The organism is Tateyamaria sp. (assembly GCF_039945315.1).
In the GTDB taxonomy this organism is placed as follows: Bacteria; Pseudomonadota; Alphaproteobacteria; order Rhodobacterales; family Rhodobacteraceae; genus Tateyamaria.
This window is the reverse complement of record NZ_JBDUXB010000037.1, coordinates 19108-44466: the sequence shown is the minus strand read 5'-3', so window position 1 is coordinate 44466 and position 25359 is coordinate 19108. Positions and strand designations below refer to the sequence as shown.

Sequence of the window (25359 nt, the reverse complement as noted above, 5' to 3'; positions counted from 1 at the left end):
AATGAGCTATGAAACAGCGAAGGCGGCATTTGCCGATTGGGGTGTCGATACTGAAGCGGCACTGGACCGATTAAAGACCATTCCCATCTCGATGCATTGCTGGCAGGGCGACGATGTAGTGGGGTTCGAACAAAAGTCCGGATCCTCGGGGGGAGGTATTCAGGCGACTGGAAACCATCCTGGACGTGCCCGCACACCGGACGAATTGCGGGCCGATTTGGAATTCGCCTATGCAGTGATCCCTGGAAATCACCGCTTGAACCTGCATGCAATGTATCTTGATACCGACGCAAACCCTGATCGAGATGAGATTGAGTATCAGCATTTCGCACCTTGGGTTGACTGGGCCCGTGATCAGAAGCTTGGGCTCGATTTCAATCCAACCTTCTTTGCTCACGCAAAAGCAGACGACAACTTGACCCTCAGCCATCCTGATGAGGGCATTCGCGATTTCTGGATCGAACATGGCCGCCGGTCCCGAGAGATTGCCGCACAAATGGGTGCGGCACTGGGCTCGCCCTGCGTGAACAACATCTGGGTACCTGACGGCTACAAAGACACGCCGATTGACCGGATGTCTGCTCGCGTGCGGCTGGAGGCGTCACTGGATGCGATGCTGGCGTCACCGCAAGACAAGGCACAGATGCTGGACGCCGTAGAAAGCAAACTATTTGGAATCGGTGTGGAGGCCTGCACGGTCGGCAGCCATGAATTCTACATGGGGTATGCGATCCGCAAAGGGACGTTGCTTTGCCTTGATATGGGGCATTTCCACCCAACGGAAAACATCGCAGACAAGCTCAGTTCCGTTGCCCTGTCGCTGGACGAAATCCTGCTACACGTTTCGCGCCCTATGCGCTGGGACAGCGATCATGTGATCTTGCTTAGCGACGATATCCTTCAAATGGCACAAGAACTTGTCAGCGCGGATTTGCTGGATCGCACTCACATCGGGCTCGATTTCTTTGACGCGACCATCAGCCGGACTGCCGCGTGGGTCATTGGAACCCGTAATATGCAAAAAGCACTGTTGCGCGCGCTATTGATGCCGACGGAGGCCCTGAAAACTGCCGAAACGAATCTGGACTTCACAACACGATTAACGCTGACAGAAGAGTTCAAGGACATGCCGTTCGGCTCCGTTTGGAGTGAGTTTTCTGAGCGTGAAAACGTTCCAAACGGTCAGAAGTTGATTGAAGAACTAGACCGCTATCAAAGCAGTGTGTCAGACCGCGACTAAGCCTTCCATGACCGGAAAGCCGACGTTGGTCGTAGAGTAACAAATGGCAGCTTCGTCCCGCAAGGCGGACATTATTGCAAGGCGCAGCGAACTACCGCTTTGAGCCCGAAGCGGAAGTGACAATTGCGCAGGAAATCAGATTTCACAGTGTCCAATGTAAATACTGGTGAGCGTTATCTTGAGTTTGCTGGGTGCTTGGCATGGCGGACGAGACGTGGCGGTGTGGCAAGTGCAAGCCGGTCTGTGAAAGCGATCACACGCAGTGTAGTTCACCGAACTGCCCGATCTGCACCGGCACCCATTCGGCTTTCGCTTAGTAGTCTTTGTCCCAGCGGAATTCCGATGCCGGAATTTGGGACCGAGACCATTCCACCAGATTGGCGCTACTTCTGTCTGGTATTCGTTCTGGATGCTCATCAGTCCACCGCTCGCAGTGAATGTGAATGCTACATCCACGCCAACTTGCTTTTTTCATTATGGAGTTGCCATTTTTGTCTGTCGTGGGTCGATTGCCGCTCGACAGGCTGTTGGTCAATACGCCATGCGAGCATTCGTAGTATTCGTACCCCCAAGACATTTTTTCCACAGATTTGAGACGTATGCGCAGACCCATGCCCGGATCTTGTTGCCAACTGCCTTTCCAGCGGGTGTCGTGGCGGGGCTGACCATTGCTGATCATCGTGCCGCGTGCGACGACAGCGCCGTTGGCATAAAAAGCCGTGTCAGTGGAATTGCGGGGAAATTGGTCCCAAAGCGTCATGCCGCGCCCCACAAAATCCATCGACAGAGGTCTGATATATTTGACGTGATAAGCATCGTTCAGAAGGTTGCTTTTGTACCACGCCATTTCGGGTGCATCCAATTGTGGCGGAAGGCCGGGCAGTTCAGGCGCATCGCAGAAGTCGTCCCCGTGTCGGGTTTCGTTCACGACATAGGATTTACCTGATCCAGTGGTGGGGGCTTGGGGCTCCGATGTTGCGGTATCTGTGGTCGGTGTTGGTGTGTTTTGAGGCGTTGAACTTGTTTTTTGGGGGGGCGCGCGTTGAGGAAGACGGCGGTCGTTTTGAAGCGCTTCGATAGCACGTCTGGAGCCTTTGAGACCCATTTTCATCCGTTTGAAAGCGTCATCGGCATAGCTCGCTTTGGTTTGATAGCGGAATGTGATGTCCTTGCCGGACTTCATTTCTTCCAGCAAGGCAGCTTCGTTCTGTCGGCTGATGGGAATGCGCACCTGTGCGCTGCCATTGTCATAAGACGTCATGCAATTGCGCCCATAACAATCGCCGGCGGCAAGTTCTGTGACTTTTCCGCCGGACTTCGCGACGCTGACGCCCATGAAATGGATCATTGGATCGGGAGACATACGGTAGAGGCCGTAGTAGTAGTCGCCCGTTTCAAGATCACGCCCGACAAAGACGCTGGCGATCACTTGTCCGTTTCGGGAAAGATCCCAAGCGGCTTCTCCGTCCTGATAATACCATTCGCCGGGGCCTGAGCGGACCATTTTCCCACTGTCAGAGGACGCGGTTTTCATGCTTTTTCGAAAGGCCCAGCCTTCTCGGCCATCGGGCAAGGCGATGTTGGACCAATTGCCGTTGCGTTCCAGTTCCTGTACACGAAGGCCGTTGTCCATTCGTTGGATCACGCGAAAGGACGTCCCCGGGCCGCTTCGCAAATTCAGCCATCCGTCCTTTGCGTCGTTGATGATGAGGGTGTCGGCAGTGAGGTTGGTGGACAGGGTCAAAAAGATCAGCAGAAAAGACAGATATTTCACAGAGCGTCCTCTCCTTTACGGAAGCAGTGCAGCAATGATGGAATGGGCAACCATTTTTGGCAAGGGGCCGTGTCAGAGGAAACTCTGATTATGAACCATTTCCTCTTTCTAGAGAAATCTTTGTTGCTGTTTAGTTAGTTTCTCTTGCCAAGCTTCCATCAGGGCGCGGCGCATGGTCCATGAAGTCCCCACGCCTATAAGCGCGTTCCACGTCAGACTTCACAACATGCCCCATTGCGCCCTTAACATCTTCCCTCCTGTAACCTGATCTGTGCTGCATCAGTAAACGGCGGCTGAGTCCGCAAGGCGGTCATTGGTGCAGACTGCGGCGAATGGCTGCTCTGAGCCTAGAATGCTCGTTGCTGCTTCGCCGATCAATGACCGAAGAAAACCCATTGCTGCCATTCGCTGAGATGTTGCTTAGGTCAAAGAGTAAACTGACTTGCTGCGACGCTATGGCAGCTCAGATTTGTGGCGTGAAAAGCCGGTGAAGTATGGCCCGCAGCGTGGAAGTGCTCCATTGTGTAGACAAATTCCACTAGGTCGTGACTTTGAAATGAAAGACCCTAAAGCAATTGTGTTCGATTTGGACGGCACGCTGATTCATAGCGCGCCGGATCTGCATGCCGCTGCAAATGTCATGCTTGTGGGTATTGGCAGAGACACGCTTGATCTGCCGACAATCATCTCATTCATCGGGAATGGTGTTGAGGTGCTAGTTGAACGCTGCCTCACCGCGACCGGTGGCTGTGACGTTGAGAGCCAGCAAACTGCTCACGCCCTGTTTTTGGAAGCATACGCGGCGGATATGACGACGCTGACGCGGCCCTATCCGGGCGTGGTTGCAGCCCTCAAGGGTTTTTGTGCGGCGGGTGTCCCGCTAGGCATATGCACAAACAAGCCTGCGGGGCCTGCGCGGCAAATTTGTGATCTCTTGGACCTCAGCCGATTTTTCGAGGTGATCGAGGGAGCTATGCCGGGCCAGCCCAAAAAGCCGGACCCAGACTCGCTCTTGAGATGTTGTGATCTGCTTGGCGTCCGCCCGGCACAGGTCCTGTATGTCGGGGACAGCGCCATCGACTACAATACTGCCCGCAACGCCGACATCCCGTTTCGTCTGTTTTCCGAAGGATACCTAAACGCGGCTTTGCCCGATCTGCCGAGCCGTGACCAGTTTTCCAGTTGGGCGGCGCACGGCATTGCCGTCAGTTGAAACAAGGTCATGAATCCGGCTTGTAAATTTGTCTGTTCCGGTTAGCCTCTGGCATCTGGGAGGACACTTACATGAAACTAATGAATACACTTTTGTCTGGCGCAGCTATGGCTGTTGCCCTGTCACTGGCGGGTCCGGTGGCGGCGCAGGATTGTCCGCGCGGCGATCTGGACACGCGCTTTTGTGACGTTGACGGCGATCTGATTGCGGACACGCCAACTGATCCGGCTGATCTGGTTGATCCGGATACTCTGATCTTTGCCTATACCCCGGTCGAAGATCCGGCGGTTTACAAGGAAGCGTGGTCTGATTTTCTGACCCACCTCGAAGCGGAAACCGGCAAATCGGTCGTGTTCTTCCCCGTGCAAAACAACGCAGCTCAAATCGAAGCGATGCGCTCGGGACGTCTGCACATTGCGGGCTTCAACACCGGGTCGAACCCGCTGGCGGTGAACTGTGCGGGCTTTAACCCGTTCACCATCATGGCCTCGAAAGACGGTAATTTTGGATATGAAATGGAGATCATCACCTATCCTGGATCGGGCATCGAAAAGGTCGAGGACATCAAGGGCAAGCAACTCGCCTTCACCTCGCCCACGTCGAATTCGGGCTTCAAAGCACCATCCGCGATCCTGAAGGGCGATTTTGACATGCTGCCCGAGCGGGACTTTGAACCGGTCTATTCGGGCAAGCACGACAACTCTATCCTCGGTGTGGCCAACAAGGACTATATGGCGGCGTCTATCGCCAACTCGGTGAAGGCACGGATGCTCAGCCGCGATGTTATCACCGAAGATCAGGTTGTGACGATCTACAAATCGCAAACCTTCCCGACAACAGGCTTTGGCACAGCGCACAACCTGACGCCTGAGTTGAAAGAAAGCATTCGCAACGCGTTCTTCAACTTTGAATGGGAAGGCACATCGCTGCAAGCCGAGTTCGAAAAGTCGAATGAAGGCCAGTTCCTGCCGATGACCTATCAGGAATTCTGGGACGTGATCCGCAAGATCGATGCTGCAAACGGCGTCAGCTACGCTTGCGAATAAACTCTGATCGGGCGGGCCTTTTGGTCCGCCCTTTCCAATTAGAAAAACTGGGGCGGGGAGGCTTTCATGCTGCGGCTTGAGAAGCTTGTGAAGACATATAAGACAGGCGATCAGGCCTTGAAGGCGGTCGATTTGGACGTGCCCGAGGGTCAGGTTCTGGCCCTGATTGGGCCATCTGGGGCCGGTAAGTCCACGCTTATCCGCTGCATCAACCGGTTAGTCGAGCCGACGTCAGGCAACGTTTATCTGGGTGATGTCGAGCTGACTGGACTGTCTTCTGGTGCGTTGCGGCGCGAACGGCGGCGTATGGGCATGATCTTTCAGGAATATGCGCTGGTTGAACGTCTGACGGTGATGGAAAACGTGCTGTCCGGTCGCTTGGGTTATGTCGGGTTCTGGCGCAGCTTTCTGCGCAGGTTTCCACAATCGGACGTGGACGGAGCGTTTCGCTTGTTGGACCGCGTTGGGCTTGCGCATATGGCAGACAAGCGCGCGGACGAATTGTCAGGGGGACAGCGTCAGCGGGTCGGCATCTGCCGCGCCCTTATCCAAGACCCGGCGTTGTTGCTCGTGGACGAGCCAACCGCCTCGCTTGACCCCAAGACGTCCCGTCAAATCATGCGGTTGATCTGTGAGCTGTGCAAAGAGCGTGGCTTGGCAGCGATTATCAACATCCACGACGTGGCACTTGCGCAGATGTTCGTCCAACGGGTGATCGGCCTGCGTTTTGGGGCTATTGAATTTGATGGCCTGCCCGAAGGTCTGACGCCGGACGTGCTGACCAACATCTACGGCGAAGAAGACTGGGAAGAGACGATTGAGAAGGTCGATGACGACAGCGAGGCCGCGGAATGAGCGCGCTGGACACACGCATCGGCAAGCCGTGGAAAAAGCCACCCTTCGTGCAGCGCGCATGGTTGCGGTGGGCTTTGATCCTTGGATTTGCGGCCTATCTGGTCGCCGCCTACATGACCATCGACGTCAACTGGGCAAGGGTCTACGAGGGGTTGGAACGCGGCAAGCAATTTGTCCTCGCCTTCACAAGCCCTGATTTCACGTCCCGCTCAAGCGACATCTGGGAAGGCATGATCGAGAGCATTATTATGACCGTCGCCTCGTCTGTCGTGGGCATCATCATTTCGATCCCGATTGCACTGGGGGCGGCGCGCAACATCGCCCCTTTACCGATCTACCTGATCTGCCGCGCGATCATCGCGGTCAGCCGTGCATTGCAAGAGATCATCGTGGCCATTCTACTCGTGGCGATCTTTGGGTTTGGCCCACTCGCCGGGTTCCTGACACTCAGTTTTGCGACCATCGGCTTTTTGTCCAAACTGCTTGCCGAAGATATCGAAAGCATGGACCGTGTTCAGGCAGAGGCGATCAAGGCCTCTGGGGCCAAGTGGACGCAATGGATCAATTACGGTGTGCAGCCACAGGTCATGCCGCGGCTTATTGGTCTGTCGATATACCGTGTGGACATCAACTTTCGAGAAAGCGCCATTTTGGGCCTCGTGGGTGCAGGCGGCATCGGCGCGACCCTGAACACAGCGTTCGACCGCTACGAATACGACACCGCAGCGGCGATCCTGTTGATGATCATCCTGATCGTGATGGCGCTTGAATACATATCCGGCATCATCCGCGAGAGGGTGCAATAATGCCGGTCAAGGATCTGAAAGGACAACAGGTTTGGCAACGGCGCACCAGCCGCGAGAGCCTTGGGCATTGGGTCATGTGGCTGATCGGCGTGGCGATATTTGCCTATTGCTGGCAGCAGATTTCCGAGGCGACAACGTGGTTTTTCGTCTGGGATGCGCCGCGTATTGCGAATGACATCTGGACCCGCGCGACACCGCCCCGATGGGAATACATCACCCAACTGGGCAAGCCGATCTGGGACACCCTCAACATCGCGACGCTGGGCACAATTTTTGCACTGATCCTCGCCGTGCCAGTCGCCTTTCTGGCCGCGAGCAATACGACACCGTCCAAATTTTTCATCCGCCCCATTGCCCTTCTGATCATCGTCTCAACCAGATCGATCAACTCGCTCATCTGGGCGTTGCTGCTGATCGCCATTATCGGCCCGGGGGTCTTTGCCGGAGTCATCGCCATTGCGATCCGTTCGATCGGGTTCTGCGCCAAGCTGTTGTACGAGGCCATCGAAGAAATCGACGAGACCCAAGTCGAGGCGATCACCGCCACGGGCGCGTCGCGCTGGCAGGTGATGGCCTATGGCATAGTGCCGCAAATCCTGCCCGCATTCGCTGGTATCGCCGTGTTCCGCTGGGACATCAACATCCGCGAAAGCACCGTCCTCGGCCTCGTGGGCGCGGGCGGCATCGGGTTGCAGCTTTCGTCCTCGCTCAACGTGTTGGCATGGCCGCAAGTGTCGCTCATCTTGCTGGTGATCCTAGCCGCAGTTGTCATCTCGGAGTGGGTGTCCGCCAAGGTGCGGGGCGCAATCATTTGAAGATGGAAGAAGCCTTTGCGACCTATGAGCGCGTGCGCCATCGGCTTCCCGCCGTCACGCGCCCCGCTGCATGCGTGAGGCGTCCTAACATGGATGCCATCGCAGATGAGATGGACGTGTTTCTGCTCGATGCCTTTGGCGTGCTGAGCATCGGTGAGACCGCCATTCCCAGCGTGCCGGAGCGCGTCGCAGGGCTGCAAAAGGCGGGCAAGCGTGTGATCGTGGTATCCAATGCCGCCGGGTTTCCGCATTCCAATCTGATGCGAAAGTACGCGCGCCTTGGGTATGATTTCGATCCGGACGACGTGATAACAAGCCGCAAGGCAGCACTCGCCGGGCTTGGCGACATGTCCGCGACCCGGTGGGGCCTTATGGCGACTGAAAGCTTGGGGCGCGAAGACCTCGAACATCTCGACATCACCTATCTGGCGGAAGACCCCTCAGCCTATGACGCGGCGGAGGGGTACATCCTGATGGGAAGCGCCGTCTGGACCGAGCAGCGACAGGCACTGCTTGCGGCCTCGCTCATAAGAAACCCGCGCCCTGTCCTCGTCGGCAATCCAGATATCGTGGCCCCCCGCGAAAAAGGGTTTTCGACTGAACCCGGCAGCTTTGCGCACCGACTTGGCGATGCTACAGGCGTTGAACCGCGCTTTTTTGGCAAACCCTTCCAGAACATTTTTGATCTGGTATTTGCAAGATTGGGCAGCTTTGACCCGGACCGCACCGTCATGGTCGGTGACAGTCTTCATACAGATATTCTTGGTGGGCAGGCGGCAGGCCTCAGAACAGCGCTGATCTCCGGATACGGTTTTTTCGCAGGTCACGATGTCATTGGCCCGACCAAAGCGTCCGGAATCCAGCCGGACTACATCCTCGAGCGACCCTGACTGCTTTTTGGTTTATTTTTGTCGATCGCCAACCTTGCTGACATTTCGCGGCAACATCTGGCCATGAAAATAGTTGCACCCCCTGATCCTTGTGATGCGTTTGGATGCCAAGGAAGGCAGAGTGCTGTCCTGAGGAGAGAGCAGAGGTAAAATTTTTAGCTGCGTTTTATAGCATAACGTCATTTAGTTGGTGATTAGCGGTAGGAATGACGAGCCGCGCCGCAACTTCTCTGTGTCTGTTTAATGGCTGCATCGGACCGAAAGCACCAGTTGTGCTAAATAGAAAGATGGTCTGAAAAGTCCGCAAGGCGGTCATTGGTGCAGACTGCAGCGAACGGCCGCTTTGTGGCATTTTGGTGCGTTAGAATTTTGTAGGTCTAGGTCCCAAACAGAAATCCACCAACGGCACCAAGGGGGACAATAAGGGGGATATAAAAAAGATCAAAACGTCCAAAACGCCAATATAAAACAAAATTTTTTGAAAAAATGGTGCCCAGAAGAGGACTCGAACCTCCACGACCTTGCGGTCACTGGCACCTGAAGCCAGCGCGTCTACCAATTCCGCCATCTGGGCACGGGTTGGTGGACAGGCGTGTATGCGCAGTCTCATAAGGTGTCAATCCGATTCTAGACCCGTTGAGAGGGTTAAAAGGTCAGTGTCTCAAAATCAGTGAAACGAACACCACCGCGCCAAATTGGCGTCTTGTCTGGCTGACATGGGACCGCTAGACCATATGCATCAAGCGCGAGGAGCGGGCTATGTCCAAGCTGGTCACAATCTATGGCGGATCGGGTTTTGTCGGGCGGTATATCGCGCGGCGGATGGCCAAGGCCGGATGGCGCGTTCGTGTCGCCGTGCGGCGCCCGAACGAAGCAATGTTTGTCAAACCTTATGGAGTTGTTGGTCAGGTCGAACCGGTCTTGTGCAATATCCGTGATGACGCGTCAGTGGCCGAGGTCATGCAAGGGGCCGATGCCGTTGTAAACTGCGTCGGTATTCTGGCGCGCAATGGAAAGAACACGTTCGACTCCGTGCAGGCCGAAGGTGCAGGCCGGGTTGCCCGCATTGCTGCGGCGTCCGGTGTCGCCAAGATGGTGCAGATTTCCGCCATCGGCGCGGATGCAAACAGCGACAGCGACTACGCCCGCACCAAAGGTGAGGGTGAGGCGGCTGTGCTGGAGCATATGCCAGAAGCTGTGATCCTGCGCCCGTCTATCGTGTTCGGAGCTGAGGACGGATTCTTCAACCGTTTTGCCGGTATGACGCGTATGGGCCCTGTGCTGCCTGTTGTCGGGGCGGACACGCTGTTTCAGCCTGTCTATGTGGATGATGTGGCCAAAGCGGCTGAAGCTGCTTTCACCCGCGATATTGATCCCGGTGTCTACGAATTGGGTGGTGCGGAGGTTCGGTCGTTCCGCGAACTGATGACCATGATGCTGGACATCATTCGTCGTCGTCGTTCCGTTGTGAATATCCCGTTCTTTGTCGCAAACATCATGGCCTTTGGACTTGAGGCCGTGCAGGTCCTGTCGCTTGGTCTGATCCACGCGCAGATTACCCGTGATCAGGTGTGCAACCTGCGCAACGACAACGTTGTTTCCAATGGAGCCAAGGGTTTGGCAGATCTGGGAATTGAACCTGTTGCGATGGAGTCGATCCTGCCTGACTACCTGTGGCGGTTCCGCCCGTCGGGTCAGTATGACGCGATCAAGGAAAGCGCCAAGAACCTGCGCGCCTAAGTATAGGCCCAGATCAGTAGTCCGATCCCGAATATCACGCGGTAGATCACATACGGTGTAAAGCTGACGCTACGCAGCAGACGCATCATCAGCACCAGTGCTGCAAGGGCCGCAGCGAAGGCGAAGGCCGCAGCGATTCCAGCATCACGAGCGAGTGCCCAGTTGGCTTGCCCGACGATATCAAGACTCAGAACCGCGCCTGAGGCGAGGATGACCGGGATAGACATGAGCATAGCTAGCTTCGCTGCCCCCTCACGCCCATACCCCAACTGTCGTGCGGCGGTAATCGTGATTCCCGATCGCGAAGTGCCTGGGATCAGGGCAAGGCATTGGGCCATCCCCATGATGGCTGCATGCTTGAGTGTCCATTCTTTTGCCATGCGCGTGGTCGCCCCGAAGCGATCGGCCCAAAAGAGGACAAGGCCGAAGATCAGCATGGTCCAGCCGATTATTGCGACCGAACGCATGGCTTCATCAAACCCCGTGACCTTGATCGCAAAGCCGACGATCAGTGCCGGGATTGTCGCGATGATGAGACAAAGCGCGAGGAAGGCACCCGGAGTGTCTATGCGGCCGCGAACAAGGCGCTTCACGCCGCCTGCAGCGATCCGCACATCAGTCCAAAAGTAGATGATGACGGCCAGCAAGGTGCCCACATGAACGGCCACGTCGATGGCGAGTCCTTGGTCTTGTGTGCCTGTAAGCGCTGGTAACAAAATGAGGTGGCCAGAGGATGAGACCGGCAAGAATTCGGTCACCCCTTGCACGATGGCCACTATCAGAAGTTGAAAAAGAGTCATGGCCTATGTGCCCTTGTGCTACCATACGTCTACAAGCCCATGATTCTGAACGCAAATGGCCAATAAAGTCCGATTCGGACCCAAAACATGCAAATAAAGTGTGGTAACTTGCCTAATTCACGCAAAGATTCTACTATTAGGTAAGCAGTACTGCCTTTTATTCCGACTTCAGATCATCTATTGCGCCCGAACTACCCAAGACTGGCAGGAGACGACTATGGCTGAACAGCCGATGCTGAAATTCACCAAGATCGAACGCGACATGCCTGAAAAGCGTGACGCAGAGATACGCCGTGAGGATTTCAACGAGATTTATGCAGAGTACGCGACTGCCAAGGCCGCTGAGCAATCCAGCCGGTGTTCGCAGTGTGGCGTGCCCTATTGCCAGTCCCACTGCCCGCTGCACAACAACATTCCCGATTGGCTGCGGCTGACCGCTGAGGGACGCCTGCAAGAGGCCTACGAGGTCAGCCAGGCGACAAACACGTTCCCGGAAATCTGTGGTCGCATCTGCCCGCAAGACCGCCTGTGCGAGGGAAATTGCGTAATCGAACAGTCTGGTCACGGCACCGTCACAATCGGATCGGTCGAAAAATACATCACCGATACGGCCTGGGAAAAAGGATGGGTGCAGCCCATCAAACCAGTCACTGAGCGTGCCGAATCTGTCGGTATCATTGGCGCCGGCCCCGGTGGCTTGGCCGCCGCCGATGTGCTGCGCCGTGCGGGCGTTCAGGTTATTATTTATGACCGCTACGATCGTGCGGGTGGGTTGCTAACCTATGGCATACCCGGCTTCAAGCTGGAGAAAGACGTGGTGATGCGCCGCAACGAACAGCTTGAGCAGGGTGGCGTGAAGTTTGAACTGAACTGCGAGGTTGACGCTGACATTTTTGCGTCGATCAAGGCGGAACATGACGCCGTGATTATTGCGACCGGTGTGTACAAAAGCCGCGACCTTACAATGCCTAACGGCGAAGTTGCGGGCATTGAGAAGGCCATTGATTTTCTGACCGCGAGCAACCGCAAAAGCTTTGGCGACGAGGTTCCCGAATTCGATACGGGCCGACTGAATGCAGAAGGAAAGCGCGTTGTGGTCATCGGTGGTGGTGATACGGCGATGGACTGTGTACGCACGTCGATCCGACAAGGTGCGACATCTGTTAAATGTCTGTATCGTCGTGATAGGGCCAACATGCCCGGCAGCCAGCGCGAAGTGCAAAACGCCGAGGAAGAGGGCGTTATCTTCGAATGGTTGAGTGCGCCTAAGGGGTTCACCACGGACGGCGACAAGGTCGCCGGCGTGATGGTGCAAAAGATGCGTCTTGGCGCGCCCGATGCCACAGGGCGTCAGGCGCCCGAAGTCATCGAGGGCGCGGATTATGTCGAAGATGCGGATCTTGTCATCAAGGCGCTGGGCTTTGAACCTGAGGCGCTGCCAACCATGTGGGATCAACCTGAGTTGGAAGTGACCCGCTGGGGCACGATCAAGGCGGCCTTTACCACCGGCAAGACGCAGATGGACGGCGTTTATGCGGTGGGTGACATCGTGCGAGGTGCCTCCCTTGTGGTCTGGGCCATTCGGGATGGGCGTGACTGTGCGGAGGCGATCCTGGCCAACTTTGGAACAGCGGCGATTGCGGCGGAATAGACCCGAAAAGACGATGCACTAAGTGTGCACAACCTGTGCACCGGACGTGCACCGAAACGTGCACAGCCTTTGAGACGGTAGAAACATAGGTCAGCTCGGCTGACAAACGCGGAGCAATGAGATGAACAAGTCAGGAGGATGCCTTTGCGGAGCTGTGCGCTTTGAAGCCGCGAATGTGCCTGACACTTTCGGCATCTGTCATTGCGAGATGTGCCGCCGCTGGACAGGGTCTGCTTTGCTTGAGGTGAGCATCAAGACTGAGGATCTGACTTGGCATGGGCAAGAGCATATCGCGACCCGTGCTGGCAGCGACTGGGCTGAGCGGGCGTGGTGCCGCCAGTGCGGCACCAATCTCTATTTCCGCCAGACGAAGGAAGGCGAGTGGTTCGGCAGCACTGATTTGCCCATTGGTCTGTTTGACGACCCTGACGGGTTCACCCTAACGCACGAGATATTTATCGACCATAAGCCTGACAGCTTTGCCTATGCCGGTGAAGGTCATAAACGACTGACCCGCGCGGATGTTCTGGCGTTGAACCCTGATCTGGAGGGGCCGCAGTGAGATATGCGTTGTCTCTTTGCGCCGCTTTGATGGCCGGGCCTGTTGCGGCACAGGACCCTACACTGTTTTATCCACCCGACGGGTGCACCGCGGAACTGACTGTGCAATCGCGCAGTTGTTCCCTGTCCAACATCTATACGTGTGAGGCCGATCAACCTGGTGAGAACTGGCGCGTAGAATTTGATGTCGATGGGCCGTTCTTTATTTCCAAGATCGACTACGAGACCCAGTGGCTGGAAAGCTATGATCTTTTCCCCATCAGTCGTGAGGTTCTGGTGCAGCCTGCGGATGATCCGGCGAGCCTGACCGAACTGCTGGAAACTGGCACCGATGCCTATGACTTCGTTCAACGTGGCGAGTCCGGCCCCGTTCGTGTGGTCGGCTATGACCGACTGACTGGCGAAGAAGTGGTGATTGATGGTGAGCCTCTGCTTGTCACCGAGTTCAACGCTCGCCACGAGACCACCGATGGAATCGTGCTGGAAGTGACCGGTAGCGAATACGTCTCTGTCCGTCATCGCCGTTTCATCGCTGGAACTTACAAGGGCCAGGGCGCGAACGGTGCCTATGAGATTGACAAGACACCTGTCGATTTCATCTACCCGGGCGAGCCCGGCTTCTTCTCAAAGACCCCACTTTATGACTGCGAAGCCTCTTTGGCCCGCTACGTCCCGACTGCGAAAGGATATGACCAATGACCAAATATGATGCCGAATGGGTGGCCCGCGAGGAAGCCAAACGCGCGTTGATGGCCGAGACGGGTCTGTATTCGCAAGAGGAAGAGCACAGTTCCTGTGGCGTTGGCCTTGTTGTGTCGGTGGATGGTTCCAAGAGCCGGGCGGTTGTCGAAAACGGCATCAAGGCGCTGAAGGCGATCTGGCACCGTGGCGCGGTCGATGCCGACGGCAAAACTGGCGATGGTGCCGGCATTCACGTGCAAATTCCTGTGCCGTTCTTCTATGATCAGATTGAGCGCACCGGCCATACGCCCGATCGCGATCGTTTAATGGCTGTAGGGCAAGTGTTTTTGCCCCGCACCGACTTTGGCGCGCAGGAAACCTGCCGAACCATCGTCGAAACCGAAGTGCTGCGCATGGGTTATTACATCTATGGCTGGCGGCACGTGCCCGTGGATATTTCGTGCCTTGGCGAAAAGGCGAATGCGACCCGGCCTGAGATTGAACAGATCCTGATATCAAACTCCAAGGACGTGGATGAAGAGACGTTTGAGCGCGAGTTGTATGTGATCCGTCGTCGCATCGAAAAGGCGGCACAGGCGGCACAGGTGCCGACCCTTTACATCGCCTCGATGTCCTGCCGGTCGATCATCTACAAAGGTATGATGCTGGCCGAACAGGTGGCGGAGTTTTACCCCGACCTGATGGATGAGCGGTTCGAGTCCGCCTTTGCAATCTATCACCAGCGTTATTCCACAAATACATTCCCGCAGTGGTGGCTGGCGCAACCCTTCCGCATGCTGGCCCATAATGGCGAGATCAACACGCTCAAAGGCAACATCAACTGGATGAAGAGCCACGAGATTCGCATGGCAAGCGGTGCCTTTGGCGACATGGCCGAAGACATCAAACCAATTGTGGCGTCCGGATCGAGTGACTCTGCTGCGCTAGACGCAGTGTTCGAGGTGCTGGTGCGCGCTGGGCGCAATGCACCGATGGCAAAAACGATGCTGGTGCCCGAGAGCTGGTCCAAGCAGGCCGTCGAACTGCCCGAAGCATGGCGCGATATGTATTCCTACTGCAACTCTGTGATGGAGCCCTGGGATGGTCCGGCCGCTTTGGCGATGACTGATGGCCGCTGGGTCTGTGCCGGGCTCGACCGGAACGGCTTGCGCCCGATGCGCTATGTTGTGACGCGCGATGGGATGGTGATTGCTGGCTCTGAAACCGGCATGGTCCCGCTGGAAGAAAGCAATATCGTCGAAAAGGGCGCGCTGGGCCCCGGGCAATTGCTGGCCGTCGATATGGCCGAAGGCAAGATGTACCACGACACCGAAATCAAGGATAGACTGGCGGCCAGCCAGCCATTTGGCGAGTGGGTCGGCAAGATCAAAGAACTGGAACCCGCCATCGCGGGGGTTACAGAAAATGCTCTGTTTACCGGGGATGAGTTGCGTCGCCGTCAGATTGCAGCCGGATACTCCATTGAAGAGTTGGAGCAGATCCTTGCGCCCATGGCCGAGGACGCCAAAGAGGCGCTCGCCTCGATGGGCGATGACACGCCCTCTGCTGTTCTGTCCAAGAAGTATCGCCCGCTGTCGCATTTCTTCCGCCAGAACTTTTCTCAGGTCACGAACCCGCCCATCGACTCGCTTCGCGAATTCCGAGTGATGAGCCTCAAGACCCGGTTCGGCAACCTCAAGAACGTGCTGGATGAAAGCAGTGCGCAGACCGAGATCATCACGCTCGACAGCCCCTTTGTTGGCAATGCGCAGTGGGATGAGGTGGCGCGTCAGTTCAATGCTGAACTGGTGGAGATCGACTGTACCTTTACCCCCGGTCCCGGTGCCCTGAACAACGAGCTGGGCAAGATCCGCCGCGAGGTTGAGGATGCCGTGCGCTCGGGTGCGGGGCACATTGTGCTGACCGACCAGCATTCGGATGGCGAGAAAATCGCCATGCCGATGATCCTTGCGACGTCTGCCGTACACAGCCACCTGACCCGCAAGGGTTTGCGCACTTTCTGTTCGCTTAATGTGCGCTCGGCCGAGTGCATCGATCCGCATTACTTTGCGGTTCTGATCGGGTGTGGCGCGACGGTGGTGAACGCCTATCTGGCCGAAGACTCGCTGGCGGACCGCATTGATCGCGGCTTGATCGATGGAACCTTGACCGAGGCGGTTGCGCGGTATCGCAACGCTATTGATCAGGGCCTGCTTAAGATCATGTCCAAGATGGGTATTAGCGTCGTGTCGTCTTATCGCGGCGGTCTGAACTTTGAAGCTGTTGGCTTGTCCCGAGCGATGTGTGCTGAATACTTCCCCGGCATGACCAGCCGCATCAGCGGTATCGGCATCACCGGCATCCAGTCCAAGGCAGAAGAAATCCATAGTTTGGGTTGGGGCGGCACCAACGTCCTGCCCATCGGTGGGTTCTACAAGGCCCGCAACTCGGGCGAGACTCACGCGTGGGAAGCGACATCCATGCACATGCTGCAGATGGCATGTAACAAAGCCTCATATGCGATGTGGAAGCAGTACTCGGCAAAGATGAAGTCGGCGCCGCCGATCCATCTGCGCGACCTTTTGGACATCAAACCGCTGGGTGCATCCATTCCGTTGGAAGAGGTGGAAAGCATCACTTCGATCCGCAAGCGGTTCGTCACACCGGGTATGTCCTTGGGCGCATTGAGCCCGGAGGCGCACAAAACACTGAACGTCGCTATGAACCGCATTGGGGCGAAGTCGGACAGTGGCGAGGGCGGTGAAGACCCGGCTCACTTCCACCCTGAACCCAACGGCGACAACCCGTCGGCCAAGATCAAACAGGTGGCTTCTGGCCGCTTTGGTGTCACTGCCGAGTATCTGAACCAGTGCGAAGAGCTGGAGATCAAGGTCGCGCAGGGCGCCAAGCCCGGTGAGGGTGGTCAATTGCCGGGGATGAAGGTCACTGACCTGATTGCTCGCCTGCGTCACTCGACCAAGGGTGTGACTCTGATCTCACCCCCGCCGCACCACGATATCTATTCGATCGAGGATCTGGCGCAGCTGATCTATGACCTCAAACAAATCAACCCGCGTTGTAAGGTGACGGTCAAGCTGGTCGCGTCCAGCGGCGTCGGCACGATTGCCGCCGGTGTGGCGAAGGCCAAGGCGGACGTGATCCTGATCTCGGGCCACAACGGTGGGACGGGTGCGTCGCCTGCGACATCGATCAAATATGCGGGTCTGCCTTGGGAAATGGGCCTCACCGAGGCGCATCAGGTGCTGGCGATGAACAACCTGCGTGAACGGGTGACATTGCGGACGGACGGTGGTTTGCGGACGGGCCGGGACATCGTCATGGCTGCGATGTTGGGGGCTGAAGAGTACGGCATTGGTACAGCAGCCCTAATTGCGATGGGCTGCATCATGGTGCGTCAGTGCCAGTCCAACACCTGCCCCGTGGGCGTGTGTACTCAGGACGAAGCCTTGCGCGACAAGTTCACTGGCAACGCGGACAAGGTGGTCAACCTGATCACTTTCTACGCTCAGGAGGTGCGCGAATTGCTGGCCGAGATCGGTGCGCGCAGCATGGATGACGTTATTGGCCGTGCCGACCTGCTGGCGCAGGTATCGCGTGGGTCGGCCCATCTGGATGATCTGGATTTGAATCCTCTGCTCATCACCGTAGATGGGGCGTCAGACATCGTTTACAACCGTGACAAGGATCGCAATGCGGTGCCCGACACGCTCGACGCTCAGATCGTACGGGATGCCGCGCGCTTCCTCGAAGACGGTGAAAAGATGCAATTGTCTTACGCGGTGCAGAACACACACCGGACTGTGGGCACGCGCACGTCCAGCCACATCGTGAAACAGTTCGGGATGCGCAATACGCTGCAACCGGATCACCTGACGGTGAAGCTGACCGGCAGCGCCGGGCAGTCTTTGGGTGCTTTTGCGGCGCCGGGGCTGAAACTGGAAGTGTCCGGGGATGCCAACGACTACGTGGGTAAGGGTCTGTCGGGCGGCACTGTTGTTGTGCGTCCGCCCATGGCCTCACCTATCGTGGCAGCCGACAATACCATCATCGGCAACACGGTGCTTTATGGGGCCACAGACGGGTTCCTGTTTGCTGCCGGGCGCGCGGGTGAGCGGTTTGCGGTGCGCAACTCGGGTGCGCATGTGGTGATTGAGGGCTGTGGATCCAACGGGTGTGAGTACATGACCGGCGGAGTCGCAGTGATCCTTGGCGAAATCGGCGCGAACTTTGGCGCTGGCATGACCGGCGGGATGGCGTATCTCTATGATCCCGACGGCATCGCCATGGACCGGATGAACATGGAAACGCTGGTGGCGTGCCCCGTGACGGTTCTGCACTGGATGACCCAGCTCGAAGAGTTGCTGGAACGGCATTTGCGCGAAACTGGCAGTGCCAAGGCGGCGGACATTCTGCAGCACTGGGACAACGAACAGCATCACTTCCTTCAGGTGTGCCCGAAGGAGATGCTAGTGCATCTGCCAGCCCCGCTGTCTCTCGACAAAGGGGCGATCCCGGCCGAGTGATCAGACCTTTTCAGGCGAGGCGATCATCTTGGTCGCCTTGTCCTTGCTGCCCACGTGGGTCTGTTCGGTCAGGATGCTGGTAACACGGCTGGGCATGGTGCCAAGCTTGTTTGCGATCACGTGATCCGCGTCACCGGACCATTTCAGCACCCAAACCATCGCGGCATCCGCTGCACTCAACACGCGGTATTGAGGCGGCACTGCGCCTGGGATGCTGTTTGTGGTTGGTTCAATCATCTCCAATCTCCGACAAGGTTTGTATGGTTTCGATACCAACAGTTTACCAGAATCAGCGATTTGGCGTGAGCAATTAACGCTTTGTAATTGATTAGAGTTTTCTCAAGTTCTGGTGAGCAGGGCGTTAATCTCTGGCAACGTTCGCGGGACGGCATATCTGATTGGCCATGCGATATGTTCTTGCGATGCTATTGTGCCTGGCCGCACCCTTGGGCGCGGAGCCGCTCCGTGTGCTGGCCATCGGAGACAGTATTTTGGCCTGGCACAAGTGGACAGGTCGCGACATCCCGTCTGCGATGGGTGCGGTGCTGGGTGCGCAGGTGGAAAATGACGCGGTAGCGGGCGCGCGATTTTCCAATGCCTCGGGCCTCGGCCGCGCTGCAGGCTTTGATGTACGGGCGCAGTTCCGCCCGGGTCCGTGGGACCTTTTACTGATCAATGGCGGGGCGAATGATTTTCTTGCGGATTGCAGTTGTCGTGCCTGTGATGAAGTTTTGGATGGGTTGATCGCCCCCGATCTGAGCGGAGAAGTTGCGACCTACTAGCAGAAACCCTGGCCAATGGGGTCGAGGTGGTCTGGATGGGGTACTATGCCAGTGCGCGCTCGGGCCAGTTCGCCGGCTGTCGCCCTTACCTGCTGGAGTATGATGCACGGCTCGCACGTCTGGCGGCGCAGACGCCGGGGCTGACCTTTGTAGACAGTGAAGCGGCGGTGAACCGGGAGGATCGTAGCAATTTTGCTTTTGATGGCATTCACCCCTCTCCGCAGGGAGCGCGGCGGATCGGGGCGTTCCTGGCGCAATCTGTTGCGCGGTGATCGCGCGCAATCGCTTTTTTAGAGACTGATACCGCATTGTGCCCCGTGGCTGGTCGATAAGCCACAGGTGGCCGCCGTGTGAAATCCTGCTCTACCGTCTTGCATCGAGACTGTTCTATATGTCCGCCATGGCGAAAAAGAGCAGTGCCAAGACATCGAAGAAGACAAAGAAGCGGTCCTTTGGGATTAAACGCTGGCTGTTGCGCTGGACGCTTTGGGTGGTGTCAGTCGTCTTCCTGCTGGCCGTGGCTCTCACCGTGCTTTGGGGGCTGCTGAACCCGCCGACGACCTTCTACATGCTGCAAGAATCACGACGCCTTGGTGGAGTTGAACGCGAGTGGGTCGATATGGATCAGATTGCACCGATTATGCCGCGCGCCGCTGTGGCTGCGGAGGACGCCAATTTCTGCCTGCATTGGGGTTTGGATGTCACCGCTATTCGTGAGGCGATTGATGCGGGCGGCAGTCGTGGTGCCTCGACCATCAGCCAGCAGGTGGTCAAAAACGTCTACCTTTGGCACGGTCGGTCGTGGATCCGTAAAGTGCTGGAGGCGGGCATGACCCCACTGGTCGAGGCCTTGTGGTCAAAACGGCGCATTCTGGAAGTTTATCTGAACGTTGCCGAGTTTGATGAGGGCGTGTTCGGGGTTGAAGCGGCTGCGCAGCATTATTTTGGCGTGGATGCTGCATCCCTGTCCAATACCCAGGCGGCCCGGCTGGCTGCCATTCTTCCCGACCCCAAAGGCCGATCCGCCAGCAAACCGTCATCTTTTGTACGAAAACGGGCGGGGCAAATCCTTGATGGGGCGGCCACGATCCGCACGGATGGGCGCGCGGCATGTTTCCAGAGTTGAAAATGTTGCGCCTTAAGTGCATGGATGCCTGACCAGTACTACGCCCGGAAAAATCATGGCCCGACTATTTCACGTCCCTCTATCTCCGTTTTGCCGCAAGGTCCGTCTGAGCCTCGCTGAAAAGAAGATTGAAGTGGAACTGGTCGAAGAGCGGTATTGGGAAGCTGACCCGGATTTCCTGCGCCGCAACCCGGCGGCCAAAGTACCTATCCTGCGCCTTGATGGGGCCACCATGACCGAGAGTGCCGCAATCTGCGAGTATATCGAGGAAACCCGACCAGAGCCGCCCCTGATGCCGAAAGGTGCCGAAGAGCGCCTCGAGGTCCGCCGTATTGTGGGGTGGTTCGATGACAAGTTCCACAATGAAGTAACCTCGAAACTCCTCTACGAGCGGGTCAACAAGAAGATGACCGGCGAGGGCTTTCCCGACAGTCGCAACGTCAAAGACGGGGCCAAGGCGATCAAGTATCATCTGGACTACATGACGTGGCTGCTGGACCACCGGCGCTGGCTGGCTGGTGACGTGATGACACTGGCCGACTTTGCTGCTGCTGCCCACTTGTCGGCTCTCGACTACATCTCGGACGTGGATTGGAACCGCAGTGAGGTGGTCAAGGATTGGTATGCCAAGATCAAGTCGCGCCCGGCCTTTCGTTCGATTCTGGCCGATCAGGTGTCAGGCTTTCCGCCGCCCAAGCACTACAATGATCTGGATTTCTGATTCTTGGTTCGCACTGGGGTTCCACCCCAGAACTCGTGGTATTTTTAGTCAGAAAAAGACATGGGACTGAAAGAGGTTCTTGTCGCGCGCGCCCTTGAAGAGGGGTTTGTTGCGGCCCGTGTCTGTCGCCCTAATGCTGTGCCTGATGTAGCTGAGCGATTGGCCGCCTTTGTGGATGCGGGTCACCAAGGGCAGATGGGGTGGATGGCGGAACGGATGCATTGGCGCGCTGACCCGGCCGCTTTGTGGCCCGAGGCGCGTTCCATCCTTATGCTGGCTGAGAGCTATGCCCCCGAACATGACCCCTTGTCGGTGCTGCAACGTCCTGATCTGGGTACAGTCTCCGTCTATGCGCAGGGCCGCGACTACCACGATATCGTCAAGAAGAGGCTGAAACGGTTGGGCCGTTGGCTGATTGACGAGGCCGGTGGTCAAATCAAGGTATTTGTGGATACCGCTCCCGTGCCGGAGAAGGCGTTGGGGCAGGCCGCTGGCCTTGGATGGCAGGGCAAGCACACCAACTTGGTGAGCCGTGATTGGGGCAATTGGGCATTTTTAGGCTCTGTTTTCACGACGCTTGAGTTGGAGCCGGACGCTCAGGAGGTGGATCATTGCGGGTCATGCCGGGCATGTCTCGACGTGTGCCCAACGAATGCATTTCCGGCCCCCTACCGACTCGATGCACGGCGATGCATTTCGTATCTGACGATCGAGCATAAGGGTCCCATAGATGAAGATCTCCGCACTTTGATGGGCAATCGCATTTATGGCTGTGATGACTGTTTGGCGGTGTGTCCGTGGAACAAGTTTGCCGTCGCTGCCAGCGATATGCGCTATCTCGGGGCGGTCGGCGCGCCAACGTTGGCCGAATTGGCGGTCTTGGATGACTCCGGGTTTCGCACACGCTTTTCCGGTTCACCGATCAAGCGGATCGGAAGGGATCGGTTTGTGCGCAATGTGCTGTATGCGATCGGAAATTCAGGCGATCCGCGATTGATTTCGATTGCACAGGGCCTTTGCGATGATCCAGATGGCGCTATTGCGGATGCGGCTCGGTGGGCCGTCACACAGCTTCGTTCGGAGTAAGGGTTAGCTCATGGCCATCTTGTTGGGCGTTGATACTGGCGGAACGTATACAGATGCGGTTTTGCTGCGCGATGAAGAGGTCGTGCTGGCGCGCGCCAAGGCACTGACCACCCGCCATGATCTGGCTATCGGTGTAGGCGCCGCAGTGCGCGCGGTTCTGGCGCAAGCGCAGATTGACCCGTCAGAAGTCGGGCTGGCATCGTTGTCCACCACCTTGGCCACCAATGCGCTGGTCGAGGGCCAGGGTGGGCGCGTTGCCCTGATCTATGTCGGGTTTCGAGCCAAGGATCTTGAGGCGCAGGGCCTTGCTGATGGCCTTGCGGGCGATCCGGTTTGCGTACTGGAGGGCGGGCACAATCACGATGGTTCAGAAGCAGCCACATTGGACGAGCAGGCCCTATTAGCTTTTTTAGAGACACATAAAGAGGACGTGAGCGGCTTTGCTGTGGCTGCGCAATTTGCTACGCGCAACCCTGCGCATGAAGTCCGTGTCGCTGAGCTTGTCCGCGACATCACTGGCGCGCCTGTGTCGGCCAGCCACCAGTTGTCTGCCAAGTTGGGCGGCCCCAAACGGGCTTTGACTGCGGTGTTGAACGCGCGGTTGATTGGGATGATTGACGCACTTATCGGGCGGGCAGAGGCGGAATTGCGTACCATCGGAATTGATGCACCAATGATGGTTGTCCGGGGGGACGGGGCGTTGATGTCTGCCGCACAGGCCCGGATGCGCCCGATTGAGACTATTCTGAGCGGGCCTGCCGCGTCGATTGTGGGCGCGCGCTGGTTGACGGGGGCTGACACCGGGCTGGTTAGCGATATTGGCGGCACAACCACGGATGTGGCCATGCTGAAGGCAGGGCGCCCGGCCATTGATCCGGACGGCGCGCGCGTTGGCCAGCACCGCACGATGGTCGAAGCGATCGCCATGCGCACCACCGGCCTTGGCGGCGACAGCGAGGTACATTTCGTGGGCGAAGGTCTGCGTGGCGGCGTGACACTTGGCCCGCGCCGTGTGGTGCCTGTGTCCTTGCTGGCTGTTGAGGCTCCGGATGTGGTTTTGCCAACGCTTGAGGCGCAAATGCGCAATACTACGCCGGGTGATCACGATGGTCGTTTTGTGCGGGCAGTGCAGGGCATGCATGCGGGCGGATTGAGCGCGCGCGAGGCCGACCTGCTGGCGCGCATCGGAGAGGACGTACATCCGCTCGGTGCCGTCCTGCGCACGCGAATGGAGCAAGGGGCCCTCAAACGCCTTGTGGCACGCGGGCTGGTCCAGGTGTCGGCTTTAACCCCATCGGATGCGAGCCACGTTCTGGGAGGGCTTGAGGCGTGGGATACGCAGGCCGCAGCCATGGTCTGTCAGCTTTTTGGCCGCCGGCGTACCGGCGCAGGCGAAAAGCTGGCTGAAACGTCTGAACAGATGGCACAGATGGTTGTGGATCAACTGACCCATCAGACCGGTGTGGCACTGTTGCAGGCTGCCTTGGCAGAGGATGGTTTGGATGAGGCCTTCGCTACGCATGTTCTGATCCAGAAGGGGATGAAGGGGCACCGAGGGGCGATACGTGTAGACGCCGGGCTTGGTGTGCCGGTCATTGGTTTGGGGGCGTCGGCGGGCACATATTACCCTGCCGTCGGTGACCTTGTTGGGACCGAGATGATCCTGCCCGGTGATGCGGGTGTGGCCAATGCGATCGGCGCCGTGGTGGGACGTGTCACGATGCGCCACAGCGGGACAGTGACTTCGCCCAGCGAGGGTCGGTTCCGGGTGCATCTGGACACCGGGCCAGAGGATTTTGCGGGTGCTGACCCAGCCTTGGCGCGGTTGGAAGAGACATTGCGGGATCGCGCGATGGCTGCCGCCAAGGCGGCGGGGGCCGAAGAGATTGACGTGCGCGTCCATCGGGATATCCGCACTGCGCAGGCCGAAGCGCGCGAAGTGTTTGTCGAAGCGACCCTGACAGTCGAGGCTGCTGGGCGGCCACGGGTGGCAGTGGGCTAGGCGGCCCTCTCTGTCGGGTTGCCAATAGACAAGGTTTGGGCTGATAGTCCGGCCTATGCTTGATCTTGCTGACCTCACCGCCGCCGCTGACCTTGTCCACGCCCGGATGCCACCCACAGCGCAACACCACTGGCCGCTCCTTAGTGCGGCGGCGGGGGCTGAGGTATGGGTCAAACACGAAAACCACACTCCCACAGGTGCGTTCAAAGTACGTGGCGCCATCACCTTCATGGATTGGCTGGTGCGCACGCACCCTGAGGTCCCGGGCATCTGCACGGCGACGCGGGGCAATCACGGGCAGGGGCAGGCATGGGCGGCGACCACTGCTGGACTGCGGGCTAAAGTCTATGCGCCGCACGGGAATTCTGTGGAAAAGAACGCGGCCATGCGGGCCTTTGGGGCTGAGTTGGTCGAGTTTGGCGACGATTTCGACAGTTCGCGGCAAGAGGCCTATCGTGTGGCCGACGAAGAAGGCTTGTTCATCGTCCCACCCTACCACCCCGAACTCGTGCGCGGCGTGGCCACCTATGCGTTTGAGATGTTTACGGCGCAGCCCGACCTCGACACGGTTTATGTTCCCATCGGCTGTGGGTCAGGAATTTGCGGCACTATTCTGGCTCGTGATGCGCTGGGCCTTTCGACCAAGGTTGTGGGGGTCGTATCGGACCGGGCGCAGACGGCGAAGCTGTCGTTCGATGCGGGGCGCCTGATTGAGACCAATTCTGCGAACACCTTTGCGGATGGAATGGCTGTGCGTGTCCCAGTGCAAGAGGCGTTCGACATCTATTCGAAAGGGGCGGATCGTATCATCTCTGTCAGCGACGACGAAGTTGCGGAGGCGATCCGTCTCTATTTCACCGCCACACACAACGTAGCCGAAGGGGCCGGGGCGGCACCGCTCGCGGGCCTCATGCAAGAACGTGATGCAATGGCAGGCCGCAAAATCGGCGTGATCCTGTGTGGTGGCAACATTGACACAGCATGGTTCCGCACTGTGTTGGCGGGGCAAACTCCACAAGTTTGAGT

22 protein-coding genes and 1 tRNA gene are annotated in these 25359 nt (G+C 57.6%); 19 read left to right on the top strand and 4 right to left on the bottom strand.

Features of this window, described 5'->3' with window-relative positions:
* Position 1: 1 nt before the first annotated feature.
* Positions 2-1240, top strand: a complete 1239-nt coding sequence (locus ABJD00_RS11450; RefSeq protein ID WP_413834067.1) for an L-rhamnose isomerase — start codon at positions 2-4, stop codon at positions 1238-1240.
* 313 nt (positions 1241-1553) lie between these two features.
* Here the strand turns inward: ABJD00_RS11450 and ABJD00_RS11445 are convergent, their stop codons facing one another.
* Positions 1554-3014 (bottom strand): SH3 domain-containing protein, encoded by a 1461-nt coding sequence (locus ABJD00_RS11445; protein ID WP_413834065.1) that lies wholly within the window; start codon positions 3012-3014, stop codon positions 1554-1556.
* A 556-nt stretch (positions 3015-3570) separates the two neighbouring features.
* On the opposite strand from ABJD00_RS11445, the gene gph reads away from it, so the two are divergent.
* From gph to ABJD00_RS11415, 6 genes are all read left to right on the top strand, one after another.
* Positions 3571-4227, top strand: coding sequence for a phosphoglycolate phosphatase (gene gph, locus ABJD00_RS11440; protein ID WP_413834063.1), 657 nt, complete (start codon positions 3571-3573; stop codon positions 4225-4227).
* 71 nt (positions 4228-4298) lie between these two features.
* Positions 4299-5273 (top strand): phosphate/phosphite/phosphonate ABC transporter substrate-binding protein, encoded by a 975-nt coding sequence (gene phnD, locus ABJD00_RS11435; RefSeq protein WP_413834060.1) that lies wholly within the window; start codon positions 4299-4301, stop codon positions 5271-5273.
* 66 nt (positions 5274-5339) lie between these two features.
* Positions 5340-6128, top strand: a complete 789-nt coding sequence (phnC, locus tag ABJD00_RS11430; RefSeq protein WP_413834058.1) for a phosphonate ABC transporter ATP-binding protein — start codon at positions 5340-5342, stop codon at positions 6126-6128.
* Positions 6125-6934, top strand: a complete 810-nt coding sequence (gene phnE / locus ABJD00_RS11425) for a phosphonate ABC transporter, permease protein PhnE (RefSeq protein WP_108839275.1) — start codon at positions 6125-6127, stop codon at positions 6932-6934. Before phnC ends, phnE (ABJD00_RS11425) begins: the two co-directional genes overlap by 4 nt.
* Entirely contained in the window at positions 6934-7749 is an 816-nt protein-coding gene (gene phnE / locus ABJD00_RS11420) for a phosphonate ABC transporter, permease protein PhnE (protein WP_413834055.1), read from the top strand. The genes phnE (ABJD00_RS11425) and phnE (ABJD00_RS11420) overlap by 1 nt, the downstream gene beginning before the upstream one ends.
* Before the next feature lie 89 nt (positions 7750-7838).
* On the top strand, positions 7839-8639 hold the full coding sequence (locus tag ABJD00_RS11415; RefSeq protein WP_413834052.1) for an HAD-IIA family hydrolase: 801 nt from the start codon (positions 7839-7841) through the stop codon (positions 8637-8639).
* Between the two features lie 487 nt (positions 8640-9126).
* On the opposite strand, the gene ABJD00_RS11410 is transcribed toward ABJD00_RS11415, so the two are convergent.
* A tRNA-Leu gene (locus tag ABJD00_RS11410) sits at positions 9127-9213 on the bottom strand.
* A gap of 185 nt (positions 9214-9398) precedes the next feature.
* On the opposite strand from ABJD00_RS11410, the gene ABJD00_RS11405 reads away from it, so the two are divergent.
* On the top strand, positions 9399-10379 hold the full coding sequence (locus ABJD00_RS11405) for a complex I NDUFA9 subunit family protein (RefSeq protein ID WP_413834049.1): 981 nt from the start codon (positions 9399-9401) through the stop codon (positions 10377-10379).
* Here ABJD00_RS11405 and ABJD00_RS11400 read toward each other — a convergent pair.
* A complete protein-coding gene (locus tag ABJD00_RS11400) occupies positions 10376-11179 on the bottom strand; it encodes an undecaprenyl-diphosphate phosphatase (RefSeq protein ID WP_413834046.1) in 804 nt (267 codons plus the stop codon). The two genes, ABJD00_RS11405 and ABJD00_RS11400, sit on opposite strands and share 4 nt — an antisense overlap.
* Before the next feature lie 217 nt (positions 11180-11396).
* Between ABJD00_RS11400 and ABJD00_RS11395 the strand changes: the two genes are divergently transcribed.
* The 4 genes from ABJD00_RS11395 (at position 11397) to gltB (ending at position 18616) form a co-directional block, all read left to right on the top strand.
* A complete protein-coding gene (locus ABJD00_RS11395; protein WP_413834044.1) occupies positions 11397-12830 on the top strand; it encodes an NAD(P)-dependent oxidoreductase in 1434 nt (477 codons plus the stop codon).
* Between the two features lie 121 nt (positions 12831-12951).
* On the top strand, positions 12952-13392 hold the full coding sequence (locus ABJD00_RS11390; protein WP_413834041.1) for a GFA family protein: 441 nt from the start codon (positions 12952-12954) through the stop codon (positions 13390-13392).
* The gene (locus tag ABJD00_RS11385) at positions 13389-14090 is read left to right on the top strand and encodes a hypothetical protein (RefSeq protein ID WP_413834038.1); all 702 of its coding nucleotides are present in this window, start codon (positions 13389-13391) and stop codon (positions 14088-14090) included. Before ABJD00_RS11390 ends, ABJD00_RS11385 begins: the two co-directional genes overlap by 4 nt.
* On the top strand, positions 14087-18616 hold the full coding sequence (gltB, locus tag ABJD00_RS11380; RefSeq protein WP_413834036.1) for a glutamate synthase large subunit: 4530 nt from the start codon (positions 14087-14089) through the stop codon (positions 18614-18616). Before ABJD00_RS11385 ends, gltB begins: the two co-directional genes overlap by 4 nt.
* Here the strand turns inward: gltB and ABJD00_RS11375 are convergent, their stop codons facing one another.
* The gene (locus tag ABJD00_RS11375) at positions 18617-18853 is read right to left on the bottom strand and encodes a hypothetical protein (RefSeq protein ID WP_413834033.1); all 237 of its coding nucleotides are present in this window, start codon (positions 18851-18853) and stop codon (positions 18617-18619) included. It abuts the gene before it with no gap.
* Between the two features lie 167 nt (positions 18854-19020).
* Between ABJD00_RS11375 and ABJD00_RS11370 the strand changes: the two genes are divergently transcribed.
* From ABJD00_RS11370 to ABJD00_RS11340, 7 genes are all read left to right on the top strand, one after another.
* Complete coding sequence (locus ABJD00_RS11370; protein ID WP_413834031.1) at positions 19021-19398, top strand: SGNH/GDSL hydrolase family protein; 378 nt, start codon at positions 19021-19023, stop codon at positions 19396-19398.
* A gap of 35 nt (positions 19399-19433) precedes the next feature.
* Entirely contained in the window at positions 19434-19670 is a 237-nt protein-coding gene (locus ABJD00_RS11365; RefSeq protein WP_413834028.1) for a hypothetical protein, read from the top strand.
* 128 nt (positions 19671-19798) lie between these two features.
* Positions 19799-20524 carry a monofunctional biosynthetic peptidoglycan transglycosylase gene (gene mtgA, locus ABJD00_RS11360; RefSeq protein ID WP_413834100.1) on the top strand — a complete coding sequence of 242 codons (726 nt, stop codon included), beginning with the start codon at positions 19799-19801 and terminating at the stop codon, positions 20522-20524.
* 55 nt (positions 20525-20579) lie between these two features.
* Positions 20580-21245 carry a glutathione S-transferase family protein gene (locus tag ABJD00_RS11355; protein WP_413834025.1) on the top strand — a complete coding sequence of 222 codons (666 nt, stop codon included), beginning with the start codon at positions 20580-20582 and terminating at the stop codon, positions 21243-21245.
* A gap of 60 nt (positions 21246-21305) precedes the next feature.
* A complete protein-coding gene (queG, locus tag ABJD00_RS11350) occupies positions 21306-22331 on the top strand; it encodes a tRNA epoxyqueuosine(34) reductase QueG (RefSeq protein ID WP_413834023.1) in 1026 nt (341 codons plus the stop codon).
* A gap of 10 nt (positions 22332-22341) precedes the next feature.
* Positions 22342-24333, top strand: coding sequence for a hydantoinase/oxoprolinase N-terminal domain-containing protein (locus ABJD00_RS11345; protein WP_413834021.1), 1992 nt, complete (start codon positions 22342-22344; stop codon positions 24331-24333).
* A 55-nt stretch (positions 24334-24388) separates the two neighbouring features.
* Entirely contained in the window at positions 24389-25357 is a 969-nt protein-coding gene (locus tag ABJD00_RS11340; protein ID WP_413834018.1) for a threonine dehydratase, read from the top strand.
* The last annotated feature ends 2 nt before the right edge of the window (positions 25358-25359 follow it).